This window comes from Clostridia bacterium (assembly GCA_036654455.1).
In the GTDB taxonomy this organism is placed as follows: domain Bacteria; phylum Bacillota; class Clostridia; order Christensenellales; family CAG-314; genus JAVVRZ01.
Genome location: JAVVRZ010000009.1, coordinates 1 through 13,875, shown reverse-complemented (window position 1 = coordinate 13,875; position 13,875 = coordinate 1). Strand labels below are relative to the sequence as shown.

Annotated in this window: 16 protein-coding genes and 1 rRNA gene; 13 read left to right on the top strand and 4 right to left on the bottom strand. The window is 37.3% G+C overall.

Annotated elements, in window-relative coordinates; translation table 11 throughout:
• Position 1 precedes the first annotated feature (1 nt).
• Positions 2-658 carry an ATP-binding cassette domain-containing protein gene (locus RR062_05975; protein ID MEG2027250.1) on the top strand — a complete coding sequence of 219 codons (657 nt, stop codon included), beginning with the start codon at positions 2-4 and terminating at the stop codon, positions 656-658.
• Between the two features lie 15 nt (positions 659-673).
• Positions 674-2,140: a S41 family peptidase gene (locus RR062_05970; GenBank protein ID MEG2027249.1), complete on the top strand. Its 1,467-nt coding sequence runs from the start codon at positions 674-676 to the stop codon at positions 2,138-2,140.
• Positions 2,141-2,211: 71 nt separating this feature from the next.
• Here RR062_05970 and RR062_05965 read toward each other — a convergent pair whose 3' ends face one another.
• Positions 2,212-2,442 carry a hypothetical protein gene (locus RR062_05965; protein ID MEG2027248.1) on the bottom strand — a complete coding sequence of 77 codons (231 nt, stop codon included), beginning with the start codon at positions 2,440-2,442 and terminating at the stop codon, positions 2,212-2,214.
• 83 nt (positions 2,443-2,525) lie between these two features.
• Between RR062_05965 and RR062_05960 the strand changes: the two genes are divergently transcribed.
• On the top strand, positions 2,526-3,005 hold the full coding sequence (locus tag RR062_05960) for a hypothetical protein (protein MEG2027247.1): 480 nt from the start codon (positions 2,526-2,528) through the stop codon (positions 3,003-3,005).
• A 157-nt stretch (positions 3,006-3,162) separates the two neighbouring features.
• On the opposite strand, the gene RR062_05955 is transcribed toward RR062_05960, so the two are convergent.
• Complete coding sequence (locus tag RR062_05955) at positions 3,163-4,290, bottom strand: aminotransferase class V-fold PLP-dependent enzyme (protein MEG2027246.1); 1,128 nt, start codon at positions 4,288-4,290, stop codon at positions 3,163-3,165.
• Positions 4,291-4,393: 103 nt separating this feature from the next.
• On the opposite strand from RR062_05955, the gene RR062_05950 reads away from it, so the two are divergent.
• The 4 genes from RR062_05950 to RR062_05935 are packed head-to-tail and all read left to right on the top strand — an operon-like array spanning position 4,394 to position 6,976.
• Complete coding sequence (locus RR062_05950) at positions 4,394-4,648, top strand: DUF3343 domain-containing protein (protein ID MEG2027245.1); 255 nt, start codon at positions 4,394-4,396, stop codon at positions 4,646-4,648.
• Between the two features lie 45 nt (positions 4,649-4,693).
• A complete protein-coding gene (gene nth / locus RR062_05945; protein MEG2027244.1) occupies positions 4,694-5,353 on the top strand; it encodes an endonuclease III in 660 nt (219 codons plus the stop codon).
• A gap of 27 nt (positions 5,354-5,380) precedes the next feature.
• Positions 5,381-6,646 (top strand): GTPase ObgE, encoded by a 1,266-nt coding sequence (gene obgE, locus RR062_05940; GenBank protein ID MEG2027243.1) that lies wholly within the window; start codon positions 5,381-5,383, stop codon positions 6,644-6,646.
• Between the two features lie 3 nt (positions 6,647-6,649).
• On the top strand, positions 6,650-6,976 hold the full coding sequence (locus tag RR062_05935; protein MEG2027242.1) for a YhbY family RNA-binding protein: 327 nt from the start codon (positions 6,650-6,652) through the stop codon (positions 6,974-6,976).
• 94 nt (positions 6,977-7,070) lie between these two features.
• Here the strand turns inward: RR062_05935 and RR062_05930 are convergent, their stop codons facing one another.
• Complete coding sequence (locus RR062_05930; protein MEG2027241.1) at positions 7,071-7,838, bottom strand: hypothetical protein; 768 nt, start codon at positions 7,836-7,838, stop codon at positions 7,071-7,073.
• Between the two features lie 196 nt (positions 7,839-8,034).
• Here RR062_05930 and nadD point away from each other — a divergent pair, with 196 nt between their 5' ends.
• From nadD to RR062_05915, 3 genes are read left to right on the top strand one after another with little or no spacing between them, the layout of a single operon-like run.
• Positions 8,035-9,141 (top strand): nicotinate (nicotinamide) nucleotide adenylyltransferase, encoded by a 1,107-nt coding sequence (gene nadD, locus RR062_05925; GenBank protein MEG2027240.1) that lies wholly within the window; start codon positions 8,035-8,037, stop codon positions 9,139-9,141.
• Positions 9,138-9,482, top strand: coding sequence for a ribosome silencing factor (gene rsfS / locus RR062_05920; GenBank protein MEG2027239.1), 345 nt, complete (start codon positions 9,138-9,140; stop codon positions 9,480-9,482). Before nadD ends, rsfS begins: the two co-directional genes overlap by 4 nt.
• 6 nt (positions 9,483-9,488) lie before the next feature.
• Positions 9,489-10,028 (top strand): GtrA family protein, encoded by a 540-nt coding sequence (locus RR062_05915; protein MEG2027238.1) that lies wholly within the window; start codon positions 9,489-9,491, stop codon positions 10,026-10,028.
• A 96-nt stretch (positions 10,029-10,124) separates the two neighbouring features.
• On the opposite strand, the gene RR062_05910 is transcribed toward RR062_05915, so the two are convergent.
• Positions 10,125-10,667 (bottom strand): hypothetical protein, encoded by a 543-nt coding sequence (locus tag RR062_05910; protein MEG2027237.1) that lies wholly within the window; start codon positions 10,665-10,667, stop codon positions 10,125-10,127.
• 153 nt (positions 10,668-10,820) lie between these two features.
• On the opposite strand from RR062_05910, the gene RR062_05905 reads away from it, so the two are divergent.
• The 3 genes from RR062_05905 to RR062_05895 form a co-directional block, all read left to right on the top strand.
• On the top strand, positions 10,821-11,963 hold the full coding sequence (locus RR062_05905) for a class I SAM-dependent RNA methyltransferase (GenBank protein ID MEG2027236.1): 1,143 nt from the start codon (positions 10,821-10,823) through the stop codon (positions 11,961-11,963).
• 12 nt (positions 11,964-11,975) lie between these two features.
• Positions 11,976-12,656 carry a hypothetical protein gene (locus RR062_05900; protein ID MEG2027235.1) on the top strand — a complete coding sequence of 227 codons (681 nt, stop codon included), beginning with the start codon at positions 11,976-11,978 and terminating at the stop codon, positions 12,654-12,656.
• A 366-nt stretch (positions 12,657-13,022) separates the two neighbouring features.
• Positions 13,023-13,875, top strand: a 16S ribosomal RNA gene (locus RR062_05895); the annotation flags it as partial.

Sequence of the window (13,875 nt, the reverse complement as noted above, 5' to 3'; positions counted from 1 at the left end):
TATGCTGTTAGAATTTTGTAACGTAGGTAAACGCTACCATTACGACGAATATAGCGTTATAGAACAACTTAGTTTTTGCATAGAAGAAGGCGAAATTATAACTATTCTTGCGCAAATGCAAAGCGGTAAAAGTACTATTGCCAAGCTTATTATGGGCTTAGAAGAATGTAGTAGTGGCGTTATTTATTATAGCGGTAAAGTTCTTGCGCCCTCTACCGACAACGGCATAGCTTATTTTTGCGACAAGCCATTGTTATTTGAGAATAAAACGGTAGAATATAATCTGCGTTATCCAATGGCAATTCGCAAAATCGACAAAAACGTAATAAAATTAAAGGTTGAAGAATTATCTAAGCAACTCGGCTTAGACTTAAAAACTAAGGTTAAAAAACTTAGTCATTTGCAAAAAGTCGAGCTATCAATGGCTCGCAGTCAATTTAGAGAACTTAAACTTGTCATTATCGACAGCGTCGAAAGTGAAGATTTGCTAAAATATTACAAATATGCTTGCAATAAGAATTCGGCTGTGTTAATACTAAGTACAAGAGTCGAACAATCTTTTGGCAAAGTATATGTTCTAAAAGACAAAAAAGTCGCCTTTTGTGGCGATAAACAAACCGCAAAAGAGTTTATAGATAAAGAATTGTGGTTACAATAATAAAAGAGGAAGAATATGAAAAATAATTTCACAAGAAGAATAATTTGTTTGCTACTTGTAATAACTATGCTGTTTTCTTTTGCAAGTTGTGGAATAAATATAGGCGATTTAATCAACAATAATCCCTCGGTCGGCGACGTCGATAAAGTTTCGACCACCTTAGTAAATCGCGCGCTTGCTTACCTTAAATCTAACTATGTCGACAAACTTACCGACGAACAAATGATTGAGGCGGCAATCGCAGGCGCAAATCAAATTCTACAACAATATGACAAGTATGGTAAAGTGTTAACTCCCGAGCAAACTTATGAGCTATTTAATCCTTCGACTACTGTAACTTCGGGCGATATATTTGGGTTTGGATATGTTCAAATTCAATATCTTGGACTATATGTAAGCACGATAATAATTGACAGCCCTGCGTATAATCAAGGGTTGCTTAGCGAAGACATCATAGTTGACATCAAATACGCTCCCGTTACTGCCTTTGGTAGAGCCGAACCAATAACCTATATCGGCGAAGACAATCAAGAGCATATTCTTTCGGCTAAGGGTACGCCGGTGCTTACTATTAGTAAAGTTTTATCTAAAATAACAACCAGAACATTGAGATTTACCGTTTTAAGAGGCGGTACTGACGAAATGTGTTACGAGGACGGCAAAAAACTAGAAATTGACATAGCCAGAGGAACAATTTATAATGACAATCTAACCCAAGACAATCAAATGTATTTTGTCGAGTATTACGGCGGAAGCAGTAACGGCAATTTAATCGCCAACGTTTCTAGCAAAACTATCAAATTAAGAAGTCTAAAAGAGCTTGACGAAACCAACATAGGCTATATTAGAATTAATCAATTCGGTTCGGTTACGTATCAAGACGGCAAAACTACAAGTACGTCCGTCGAAGTTAAGAAGGCTCTTGATATTCTTAAAACCGCCGGCAAAACAAAAATTATAATCGACCTTAAAGATAATCCCGGGGGCGACGTTTCCCAAGTTCAAGCCGTAGCGGGTTTCTTTATAAAAGACGACCTTGCCACTACTCAAAATTTGCTTGTAACTACTCTTAAAGACAGAAACAACAAGTCTATGCCGTATAGCGTAACTAGTTCGTATTCTAATTATTTTTCAAAAGACGGGCTTAATATTGTAGTCTTGACAAATGCTAATTCGGCAAGCGCAAGCGAACTGCTTACGGGAGCTTTAATTGATTACAATACAGCCGTTCAAGTAGGCGACACTACTTATGGCAAGGGAATAGCCCAAACTTATTTACAATTTACAGATTTACCCAAAGATATTGAGGTAGACGGCAAGGTAGTTAAGAGTTATTATGGCATTTATTATACGGTAGCGTATTATTACAGCCCCAAGGGCATAAATATACACGGCGTAGGTTATACCCCTAATGCCGGAAATATTATCGACGGCTACGACCAACAAATACTAAGAGCGATTAGTTTGCTAACGGCAAAATAATGTTAATTTTTAATTAATGACAAAGAGCCTTACAAATATGTAAGGTTCTTTTTTGTAGCTTATTTTAGCCTTTAATCGTTTATGAGTTTGTCGATTAAGGCGTTGAGCCTAGCTTGTTGGTCTTTACTCAGTATTACCGAAACAGTAGAGGCAAAAGTTTTTAGTTGTTCGTTAGTCAACGTTCCGCTCTCTTTTTGTTTGGTAACGCTTTGAAAAATATCCTTTATTAGCTGGTCTTCGCCTTTTTCTTCGTAATATTTTGCCGCCTTAGTTATTTGTTCTATTTGTTTTGAAAAGTCCATCAAGTGCGTTCTCCTAAAATATATTTCACTATCAATTATATGCTAGCATACAATATATTGATTACCCACAAAGGCGGTACAAAATGAATATATTATTACTAGCGCTAGCGTTTCTATTTTTAAACAAAAAAGGGGGTGGCTTTAATATGCCCGACCTTAACTTATTTAACGATAACACTAATAACGTGCTATCTTCGTTTAGCAAGGCTACAAGCGGTAAACTTAATTTGACTACCATACTTGAACTGCTGTCTAATCCAATAGTGTTAAAGGTATTAGGCGGAATTTTAGGCAGTAAATTCGGCGGTTTTGATGGCGGAAGCAAAGACGAAGACAAACAAAGCGCTACAAAAGAGGAAAAAGTAAAAGAAAAGCCAATTTCTCCAACTTCAAAAAGTCAAAACAGTCAGGAAAACGAAGTTAGAATTGAAAAAGACCAACCATTCGCAAGCGAGGACTTTACGCAGGAAAGTAAAGACTTTTTCGCACCAGTTAAAGATATTGCCGGCGTTCAAGTAAGTCAAGAATTATACAAATTATACGACAACTGGTATATAAAATAAATTTAATTTTTATATAAAAAAGCGACTTATTAAATTAAGTCGCTTGATTTACTGATTATTTTTCATTACTATTTAATAAAATTATATTGTTATTCTAATAGATTATTTTTTTATTTATCTTTAAATATTTAATTATTTTTACCAACTTTTATTTTATTTATCTTTGATTTGCTAATTTGTCAAGCAAAGAAATTAAGGTAAAACATTCTTCAACGGTGTTTTCGCCCGACAAACTCACTCTAACAAGCCCTTTCTTTTGGGTTTGAAGGTGTTTGTGCATTAGCGGTGCGCAATGTAACCCCGACCTTGTGACTATGCCTTGACTGCTTAAAATTTCGCCTAATTCGTCGCTGTCGTAGTTTTCTAGCTCAAAGGCGACTATGCCCGAAGCGTTAAAGGGCGAATAAACTTTGCAGGTAGGTAGTTGTTCAAGTTGTTCTTTAAGCAGTTTTTGAAGCTGAACAATTTTAGGTAGATTGTCTTTTCTTGTTTGTAGCCACCAGTCAACTGCGGTAGATAGTCCAAGTATAGACGGAGCGTTAAGCGTACCGCTTTCAAAGCAGTCGGGTGAAAAATTAGGTTGATATATATTTGCGCTGTCGCTACCCGTTCCGCCATACATAATAGGAGAGGGCATTTGCTCGGGTTTAAACACTAACGCTCCGCTACCTTGCAATCCGTGCAGTCCTTTGTGCGAGGGAAAAGCTAACATATCTATGTGGTATTTTTCCATATCAATAGGAAGATATCCCATACTTTGAGCGCAATCGGCAACAAAGGTCACTCCGTAGCTAAATAAAAATTTGCCGATAGTTTCTATATCTTGCTTTTTCCCCGTAACATTAGATACGTGAGAAAACACTGCCATATAAGTGTTAGGTTTAATAGCTTGCTTAATTATATCGGTGGTAATATCGCCTTGTTCGTCGGGCTGAACAAATGTCGCTTGAACAATTCCACGTTTTACAAGCTCCATTATAGGGCGAATAACGCTGTTGTGTTCGGTAACCGAAGCGATTATATGACCGTTACGTTTTACGCTACCCAGTATAGCTATATTTAAGGCTTCGGTGCAATTTTTGGTAAACGCTACGCAATCTTCTTGTTTTGCATTGACAAGTCTAGCTATTTTTTGTCTTGTTGCAAATATTTGCGCCATAAGTTCGTTTACTCCCGAGCTATTTCCACGATTTGCGTTATAAGAATTGTTTATGCAGTCAAGCGCAGATTTAATTACTTCCGGGCTTTTGTAGCGAGTAGTAGCGGCATTATCGAAATATATCATAATGATTTCTCTCCTTAACCAAATAATGGCAAATACAGTATATTAATAATGTATTAAGTTATTTGTCTAGCTAGAAGTCTTACATATTTGTAGAGGTAAAAAAATGGGATATATATTTGTAACTTTTAGGTCTAGAACGACTTCTAGCCAAGCGTATAACTTTTTACAGAGCAAAGGAATAAATTGCAGTTTATTTAGCACGCCAAAACAAGTCGCTGTCGGTTGTGGAGTATCAGTAAGATTTGCCGAGAATGATTTTTCTAGCGTACTAGGGCAATTAGGACGCAATCACCCTAATTTTGTTGGCTATTTTAGGGTAAGCGATTCTTCAAAGGGTAGAGTAGTTACTCCCATATAGCAAAATAAATTTGTTTTTGTCTTAATTTTATGGTAAAATATAACTATGGAAGTAAAGACAAAACAAATTATTGACATCTTAAAAGAGGAATTTCCTTTGGCTAAGAGCGAGCTAATATTTAGTTCGCCCTTTGAACTGCTTATTAGCGTAATCTTGTCGGCTCAATGTACCGACAAACGAGTAAATCAGGTGACCAAAATTTTGTTTAAAAGAGCCAACACTCCGCAAGCAATGGTTAGTCTAGGTAAGGTCGAACTTGAAAAACTTATTTTTTCTTGCGGATTTTATCATAACAAGGCAGACCATATTTTGTCGTGTAGCCAAAGTTTAATTGACAACTTTAATTCAAATGTCCCTAGTTCGCTTAAAGAATTGCTTACTTTAAGCGGAGTTGGGGTAAAGACGGCAAATGTTGTTTACGCCGTTGGCTTTGGCGGTCAAGCAATAGCCGTAGATACCCACGTGTTCAGGGTTTCTAATAGGTTAGGACTTGCGCAAGCAAATAACGTTGCTAAGACCGAACAACAGCTTAGGCAGGCAATCGACCAAGAATTATGGTCGTCAAGCCATCACTTATTACTGCTGTTAGGGCGTTATGTTTGCCTTTCACGGAAACCTAAATGCGAAATATGTAGACTAAGCCAACTTTGCGAATTTGCAAAAAGTCAATCTGCTATAAATTTAACGACAAAAGGCAATAAATAGTGTAGAATTATTTTTCAAGGAGAAATTATGTTTGTTGATAAGGTAAAGATATTTTTAAAGAGTGGCGACGGTGGCAACGGTAGCGTAGCTTTCCACACCGAGAAATTTGTTCCAAACGGCGGGCCTGACGGAGGCGACGGAGGACGAGGCGGCGACGTTATATTTGAAGCTACTCATTCGCTAAACACTCTTAACGACTTTGCCCATAAGAAGCATTTTAAAGCTAGTAACGGCGAGAATGGTTCGGGCAATAAGAAGTTTGGACGAGGCGGAGAAGACCTAGTAATTAAAGTTCCAGTAGGCACAGTTGTTAAAGATTTTGAAACAGAGCGCATTATAGCCGATATGTTTGCCGATGGTCAAAGGACAACAATCTACAAGGGCGGAAAAGGCGGTAGGGGCAACTATCACTATGCAAATTCTCGTAGACAAGCCCCTCATTTTGCCCAAAACGGAGTAATAACCCCCGAGATTGAAATAACCCTCGAACTAAAAACAATAGCCGACGTGGGCTTAATAGGCTTTCCAAACGTTGGCAAATCTACCTTGCTTTCGGTAATAAGCAACGCTACTCCCAAGATTGCAAATTATCCTTTTACTACTTTAAGTCCCAACTTAGGCGTGGTTAAACATTACGACGACACTTTTGTTGTCGCCGACATACCCGGCTTAATCGAGGGCGCTAGCGATGGACTAGGTTTAGGACACGACTTTTTACGCCACATAGAGCGTGTAAGATTGCTTGTTCACGTTGTAGATATTTCGGGTAGCGAAGAACGAGAGCCGATAGAAGACTTTAAAAAAATTAACAACGAATTAAAGTCTTACAGCAAATATTTGTCAAAATTACCTCAAATTGTGGTCGCAAACAAAATGGATATGCCTTGCGCCGACCAAAATTACGAGTTGTTTTGCCAAAAATATGGTAAAAAATATAAGATTTACCCAGCTATGGCGCTAATTCACGAGGGGATCAAACCCTTACTTGACGCAATCGTAGCCAAACTTGACACTTTGCCTAAGGTCGAGCCGTTGCAATTCGAGCCCTATGAGATTGAGCAATGCGACATCAATCAATTTGAAGTCGTTTCACGAGGCGAAGGCATTTACGAAGTTGTCGGCGGTTTTGTCAAAGACATAGCTCGTAAAATTTATTTAGACGACACCGAAAGTTTTAGATATTTCCAAACAATTATTAAAAAGAAAGGCATAATCGACCAGCTTAAAGCTAAGGGTATGCAAGAAGGCGACACTGTTGTAATCGGTGAAATAGAATTTGAATATATGGAGTAAAAAATGTTAACAGCAAAAGAAAGAAGTACGCTACGCAGTATAGCAAACGGTATCAAACCGAACATTAATATTGGCAAGAATGGTATCGCCGATAACATTATTGAGGAGATAAAGACAACTTTATTTCATAACGAACTTGCAAAAGTAAGTGTCTTAAAGGCTTGCGAAGTCGATAAGGCTACCTTAATAGAGCAAATTTGCAAGCTAACCGAATGCGAATGCGTTCAACAAATAGGCAATAAAATTGTGCTTTACAAATTTACCGAGAAGAAAGAATTTGAGCATTTGCTTAATTCTAGGCGTGGCGCAAAGCAACCTTTAAGAAAATAAACGGTCTATAACAAATTAGATTTACATTTTATTTGTAGATTTAAACTAAATATTGCTAAAATTTTTGGTTAAATTAGTAGCAAACTTACGCTGTTTAAGTTAAATTTAACGGATAACTTTCATAATAATTGTATTTTTTGTTAAATTTAGCGTACAAACCCATTAAAAATAGTATTGTCGAACTAATTAAAGCGTAAATAGGAAAAAAACTTAAAAACGAAGTCGCCACAAGCCCGACGCTAGAAATGAAATAAAACCTTGCTTTTGTTCTTGTAAATAAGTTGCAAAGCAAGGCATTTTTTTGAGTAATTTTTATTTTTTTATCTAATTCGGGCAACATATTATGAGTTTTTAGCAAGGTATATACTTCTTCAAGCAATACAATAACGCAAATGTTTTGATTAGCTTTTACAAAGGAAAGCGTTTGAGCCGAAGCCGTCGAACAAAAAATTACGACCTTGTTAGCCTCGACCTTTTTACTCAATTTTATGCAACCAGCCACTTTTGTAGGGCTAAGTTGCTCAATTTCAAATCTTTGACAAATTAAGATTTTTTCTTGTTTTGTTGCGATAAAGTCATTCTCTATTTCTTCGACAGCGTATCCCGACTTGATGTAAATTTGTTTAAAAAAGTCGCATTCGTTTAAGGCTAGATAGGTAGAAAGCGCAGTTTTTTCTTGCTTTTGCTTTTTACTAAGTTCTTTTTTGTTAGAAATAGAGCTTAATTTATAAAAAATTACCGCAAATACCATTGACACGACGCCTGCGCATAACGCCGATAACCAAGCTACGACGGTGTAAAAATAAAACCAAGTAAATAATAGGAAAAATAAACCTATTGATATTAATAAAGTGTTAGACATTTTTGACATAGTTAAATTATTGACATTTTTGAGGTATTTAATCTAATATTTTAGCCAAAATTTTAGATTAGCTTGTCGCTTAGACTTTTAAAAAATGTTCAAAAGAATAATTAAAAGTAATTGTTTATAAAAACTCCAAAAGTTTTGTTTTGTAAAAGGGGTTGATTACAACTAATTTTTGGTGTATAATATAATTATGAAGATAGGTATTTTCGGCGGGACTTTTGCTCCGCCTCACAACGCTCACAAAGAAATGTTGCTTTGCTCTATTTCTCAACTATGTCTTGACAAGGTCTTTGTTTTGCCTTGCGGTAATCCGCCTCACAAGACGACCGATACTCCAAAAAGACACCGCAAAGCTTTAACCGAACTTGCGTTTAGCGAAATTGACAAGGTTATAATTGACTATTATGAGATGAACAAACGAGGGCAGAGTTACACTTTGCTTACTCTCAAACACTATATTAAATTATTCCCCGGCGACGAATTATATCTAATTATAGGGGGCGACAGCTTGCGAGATTTTGCCTTATGGCGTTTTCCCCAGCAAATCGCCGACATAGCTACGCTTGCCGTAGTCGGCAGAAGCGATATCGATTTAGATGCAAATATCGAAAGAATTAAACAACAATTTAATGCGAGAATAGTCAAGGTCAATATGGTTGCAAACGACATTTCTTCAACAAGAATACGAGTAGCCTACCAATTTAATTTACCGCAAGACTTAGTTTCAAGTCAAGTCGATAAATATATTAAAGATAACAACCTATACGCTTCTTACGCTCCAAAAATGGCAAAATTACGGCGTAATTTAGACCAAGAGCGGTATTTGCACAGCTTCTTCACAACTATTGCGGGTTTATCTTTGCCCTCTAATATCGAGAAAGAAAGGGTATTTTTAGCCTGCGCTTTGCACGACTGCGCTAAGAACATCAGCCAAGACGAATGGAAAAAATACGGTTTTACCAACCCAAATAATTGTTCGGCAAAAGTAGTTCACGCCGAATTAGGCGCAATAGTAGCTAGGGTAGATTATGGAATAACCGACCAAGAAATTCTTGACGCTATTAAATATCATACCACTGCAAGGGCAAATATGACTCAGCTAGACAAGGTCGTCTATATTGCCGATAAGGTTGAAGAGTCAAGAGAATATCCAACCAAGCATCTTTTTGCTAACACTCTTGACCAAACTTTTGTAAATGTCTTTAAAGAAGCTGTCGAAGCGACTTTGCGCAAGACCAATCAGTTAGGTATTTTTACTCAACAAGCCATAGAATACTATTTAAAGGAGAAAATATGAGCAAGGAATTAACAAAAAAAATCTGCGCCCTTCTGTGCGACAAAAAAGCCGAGAAGATTAAAATCGTACAAATTAAGGGTATGAGCGACATTGCCGACTACTTTGTAATTTGTTCGGGCAAGTCCGCCCCTCAGGTTAAGGCAATCACCGAACACTTAGAAGAAAGTTTAGAGCAAGAGCAAATATTTCCTAAGCACAAAGAAGGGCTTAGCGAAGGCAAGTGGGTCTGCTTAGACTATCAAGACGTAGTCGTGCATATTTTTCATAGCGATATTCGAGAAGTTTATCAACTTGACAAATTATGGAATAACGGCAACAACGTATTAGATTACAAGGACTAATTAATTATGGCGACTAAAAAAGAAGACTTTTTGCAAGTCCTTAAATTTGTATTGTTTTCGGCGTCGGCAGGCGTTATACAGATGGTTAGCTTTACTTTGCTTAACGAACTTGTTGTTTGGCCGAGTTTTGCCCTCGACGCTAAGTATGGGCCAAATTATTTTATAGCCCTTGTGCTTTCAGTAATATGGAATTTTACTTTTAATCGCAAGTTTACTTTTAAGTCGGCAAATAATATTCCAATAGCTATGCTTAAAGTATTTGCCTATTACTGCGTGTTTACCCCGCTTTCAATTTGGTGGGGCATAGCTTTAACTCGAATAGGTTGGAACGAATATCTTGTGCTTATACTTACAATGATTGTAAATATGGCGACAGAATATCTTGTATGTCGTTTCTTCGTGTTTGGCAAAAGCATAAACACTAACGACCTTGCAAAAAAGCAACAGGCAAAATTATCTAGTCAAGAAGAAACAAATCAAGAACTTAAACAAGACGAAATTAAGCAAGAAGATATTATTAATCAAACCAAAGATAACCTTAAATAATTATAATAAACTTATAAACAAATAAAGGACAATTTGATAAATTGTCCTTTATTTTTGGATAAAATTGTTTTATTTAAGTCACAAGTCGTTATTATATTAAAGTTTGGCGTTTTTACTTTGGTCTATAACGGCTTTAATCTTTTTGTACATCTCATAAGGGGCGACGATGTGGTTAAAGCGGTAACCAGAGTTTGCGCCATCTCCCGAATTAATCAGCGGACTTGACATACTGCCAAACATAAGCGAGCCGGTGTTTCTAGCTACTAACTTGTCGATTAAACTGACATAAACATTAGTTGCGCCAATACTATCAATTACCAAAAAACGGTAATCAATGCCGAATACGCCCGTACGAGTAATTAAGCGTTTGTCGGTATAAGCGTAATATAAGTTGTTGTAATAGATATTTAAAAAAACTAAGGTTAAAGTTAATCCAACAATAAATACGCCAATAGGTATAAGTAATAACAGTAGATTAAGACGCAAAATAAGCGTAGGTAGTAGACAAGCTAAAACGGGAACAAGTATAGCAATAATACTCAATAACAAAGTCGAAGTATATAGCTTGCGTTTGTTAGGTTTAAATATTTCTATTATTTCCTCATCTTTATCAAGTATTTGCTCAAATATTTCTTTCATAGTTTACTCTCCTTTTTAGTAGGGTACTTGATTTTTTTCAATATGTCAACCAGAAAGAAACTAGTCAATATATAGTTAACCCTTAGCGAATAAAAGTAATATATATTTTTGTAGGCGTTGACAAAAAGGCTACAAACAAGATATAATCAAATTATGTATGATTTATTTATTCCTTCGGCAAGCGGGGTCGAATCCGTAGTAAAAAGAGAACTAGAACGTTTAGGCTATCCTAACGCAAAGGCAGATAACGGTAGAATTAAACTTGTCGGCGAGCAAGAAGACATCGCCCGACTTAATATGTGTTTGCGTAGCGGAGAAAGGGTGCTAATTAAACTAGCCGAGTTTAACGCTCAAACCTTTGACCAAGTATACGACAATGTCTATGCGTTTTGTTGGCAAGATATTTTGCCTGTCGACGCAAGAATTTTAGTATATGGCAAAAGCATAAATAGCAAATTGTTTGCAATTAAGTCGCTTACTTCTATTGTAAAAAAAGCTATTATCAACAAACTTTACGACTGCTATAAATGTAACTTAAATGAGACGGGTTCAAGGTACAAGATAGAAATAGCCTTGCTAGGCGACAATGCCGTTATAACCCTTGACACTACGGGCGAAGGGCTTCACAAGCGAGGCTATCGAACGTTATCTCACCAAGCGCCTATGAAAGAAACTCTGGCAAACGCTTTAATTGACTTTTCAATTTATAATCCCGACAAAACATTAGTAGATTTATTTTGCGGTAGCGGTACTATTCCAATAGAGGCTTGTTTGCGAGCCTTAAATATTGCTCCCGGTCTGTATAGAGATTACGACTACCGCCACTGGCATACTTTTGACAACAAGAGTTACGATTTGGCAAAAGAAGAAGCGCAAGACAAGCAAACGCTTGATAGGCGAGTAGATATTTCGGGTTACGATATCAGTAGCGAGGCTATCGACATTTCTCGTTATCACGCTAAACAAGCCGGCGTAGACAAATATATTAACTGGCAAGTTGCGCCTATGAACAAATTTACTAGCGACATTCGTTTTGGAGTGTTGGTAAGCAATCTTCCCTATGGTCAACGAGTTGGCGAAGTAGAGGACATTATTCAAATAAATAAAGATTTAGGCAAACTTTATTCTCGCTTGCCCGATTGGAATTTTTATCTATTTACTAGCGACCAAAATTTTGAACGACAGTTTGGCAAAAGAGCCGACAAGGTTCGCAAGCTATATAATGCAAATATACAATGCGCTTACTATTCCTATCCTAGCAAGGTCAAACCTATAAAAATTGCTAAGAATGATTAAAACGGAGGCAGTATGACAAGAGTTATTGATTTTTTAGATAAATACAGTAAATTAGAGAATTTAATAGAGACGCATTACAACTGCGGTAGAGATAATTGCGTAATGTTTTTGGCTCGCACGCAAGAATTTAAGAAATATTACGAACAATTAAATTATTGTAGAGAAGTAAGAAACGTTTTATCTCACAACCCTAAGGTCGAAGGGCAATATTTAATCGAGCCTTCGCAAGCCATCATTGATTTATTAGATAAAATTATAAATTTAATTGATTGCCCTACAAATTGTTATTCTATATGTATTAAGACCGAAGAATTGTTAACGGCTTCAAAAGATAGCAAACTGCTACCGCTTGCCAAGTCAATGTATTTTAAAGGATTGTCAAGCGTGCCTATTCTTAATTATAGTAGAGTTATAGGCGTACTTACTAAATCGGCGATATTTTCTTATGTAGTTCAAACCGAAAGACCTATTGAAGCCGATACCGTTGTCAGTCAACTTGCCGAATATACAAATATTGATAAACACTACGCTTTTATAGATAACGACGCTTCCTTATTGCAAGCCCAAGCAATTTTTGAAAAGGCTTACGAGCATAATGACAAGCTAGCTATGCTGTTTGTAACCGAATATGGCAAGCCGGAAGACAAGCTTTTGGGCATAATTACCCCGTGGGAGCTTATAGCGAAAAAATAATATATTTTTTTACTATTAGATGATATATACTATAAAAATGATTTTTACAAACTCAACATCTTTTTTAAATGCCTTTACAGGCGTCAAAAACCGTCAAAACAGCCTTAAAACCTTTAATTTAGGGCAAAAGGGCGTACAAAACTTTTCTTCAAAATATTTCAAAAATTTTTTAATTATTTTGCTAAAATTCGTTGACAAGATAATATACTGGTGTTATTATATTAAGGCTGTCGGCAAAACTGCCTCAAACAGCACAGTAGCTTGAAAAGAGAATAGCAAGAATTAAAAAAACACAGTCAATAAACAACAAAAATGAATTTTAGCCAGCGGTGTGATATTCACACCAATGTTAAAAATAGTCAGATTAAACTTAAGAGTTTGATCCTGGCTCAGGACGAACGCTGGCGGCGTGCCTTACACATGCAAGTCGAACGAAGTATAGCAATATACTGAGTGGCGGACGGGTGAGTAACGCGTGAGCAACCTACCCTATACTACGGGATAACACAGGGAAACTTGTGCTAATACGGTATATGACTACGAATAGGCATCTATTTGTGGTAAAAGATTTATCGGTATAGGAGGGGCTCGCGTCCCATTAGCTAGTTGGCGGGGTAACGGCCCACCAAGGCTTCGATGGGTAGCCGACCTGAGAGGGTGATCGGCCACACTGGAACTGAGATACGGTCCAGACTCCTACGGGAGGCAGCAGTGGGGAATATTGGGCAATGGAGGCAACTCTGACCCAGCAACGCCGCGTGAATGATGAAGGTCTTCGGATTGTAAAGTTCTTTAATTGGGGACGAATAAATGACGGTACCCAAAGAATAAGCCACGACTAACTACGTGCCAGCAGTCGCGGTAATACGTAGGTGGCAAGCGTTGTCCGGAATGACTGGGCGTAAAGGGAGCGTAGGCGGTATAGTAAGTTAGGAGTGAAATCCCGAGGCTTAACCTCGGAACTGCTTTTAAAACTACTTTACTTGAGTGATGGAGAGGAAAGTGGAATTCCTAGTGTAGCGGTGGAATGCGTAGATATTAGGAGGAACACCAGTGGCGAAGGCGACTTTCTGGACATTAACTGACGCTGAGGCTCGAAAGTGTGGGGAGCAAACAGGATTAGATACCCTGGTAGTCCACACTGTAAACGATGGATACTAGATGCTGGAGGTACGACTCCTTCGGTGTCGCAGTTAACACAATAAGTATCCCGCCTGGG

Coding starts and splice junctions, on each gene's coding strand:
- rsfS (MEG2027239.1), top strand. CDS start 9,138: ATGAGCAAGGAATTAACAAAAAAAATCTGCGCCCTTCTGTGCGACAAA.
- RR062_05905 (MEG2027236.1), top strand. CDS start 10,821: ATGTATGATTTATTTATTCCTTCGGCAAGCGGGGTCGAATCCGTAGTA.
- RR062_05965 (MEG2027248.1), bottom strand. CDS start 2,442: ATGGACTTTTCAAAACAAATAGAACAAATAACTAAGGCGGCAAAATAT.
- obgE (MEG2027243.1), top strand. CDS start 5,381: ATGTTTGTTGATAAGGTAAAGATATTTTTAAAGAGTGGCGACGGTGGC.
- RR062_05900 (MEG2027235.1), top strand. CDS start 11,976: ATGACAAGAGTTATTGATTTTTTAGATAAATACAGTAAATTAGAGAAT.
- RR062_05970 (MEG2027249.1), top strand. CDS start 674: ATGAAAAATAATTTCACAAGAAGAATAATTTGTTTGCTACTTGTAATA.
- RR062_05910 (MEG2027237.1), bottom strand. CDS start 10,667: ATGAAAGAAATATTTGAGCAAATACTTGATAAAGATGAGGAAATAATA.
- nth (MEG2027244.1), top strand. CDS start 4,694: ATGGAAGTAAAGACAAAACAAATTATTGACATCTTAAAAGAGGAATTT.
- RR062_05915 (MEG2027238.1), top strand. CDS start 9,489: ATGGCGACTAAAAAAGAAGACTTTTTGCAAGTCCTTAAATTTGTATTG.
- RR062_05955 (MEG2027246.1), bottom strand. CDS start 4,290: ATGATATATTTCGATAATGCCGCTACTACTCGCTACAAAAGCCCGGAA.
- RR062_05960 (MEG2027247.1), top strand. CDS start 2,526: ATGAATATATTATTACTAGCGCTAGCGTTTCTATTTTTAAACAAAAAA.
- RR062_05950 (MEG2027245.1), top strand. CDS start 4,394: ATGGGATATATATTTGTAACTTTTAGGTCTAGAACGACTTCTAGCCAA.
- nadD (MEG2027240.1), top strand. CDS start 8,035: ATGAAGATAGGTATTTTCGGCGGGACTTTTGCTCCGCCTCACAACGCT.
- RR062_05975 (MEG2027250.1), top strand. CDS start 2: ATGCTGTTAGAATTTTGTAACGTAGGTAAACGCTACCATTACGACGAA.
- RR062_05930 (MEG2027241.1), bottom strand. CDS start 7,838: ATGTCTAACACTTTATTAATATCAATAGGTTTATTTTTCCTATTATTT.
- RR062_05935 (MEG2027242.1), top strand. CDS start 6,650: ATGTTAACAGCAAAAGAAAGAAGTACGCTACGCAGTATAGCAAACGGT.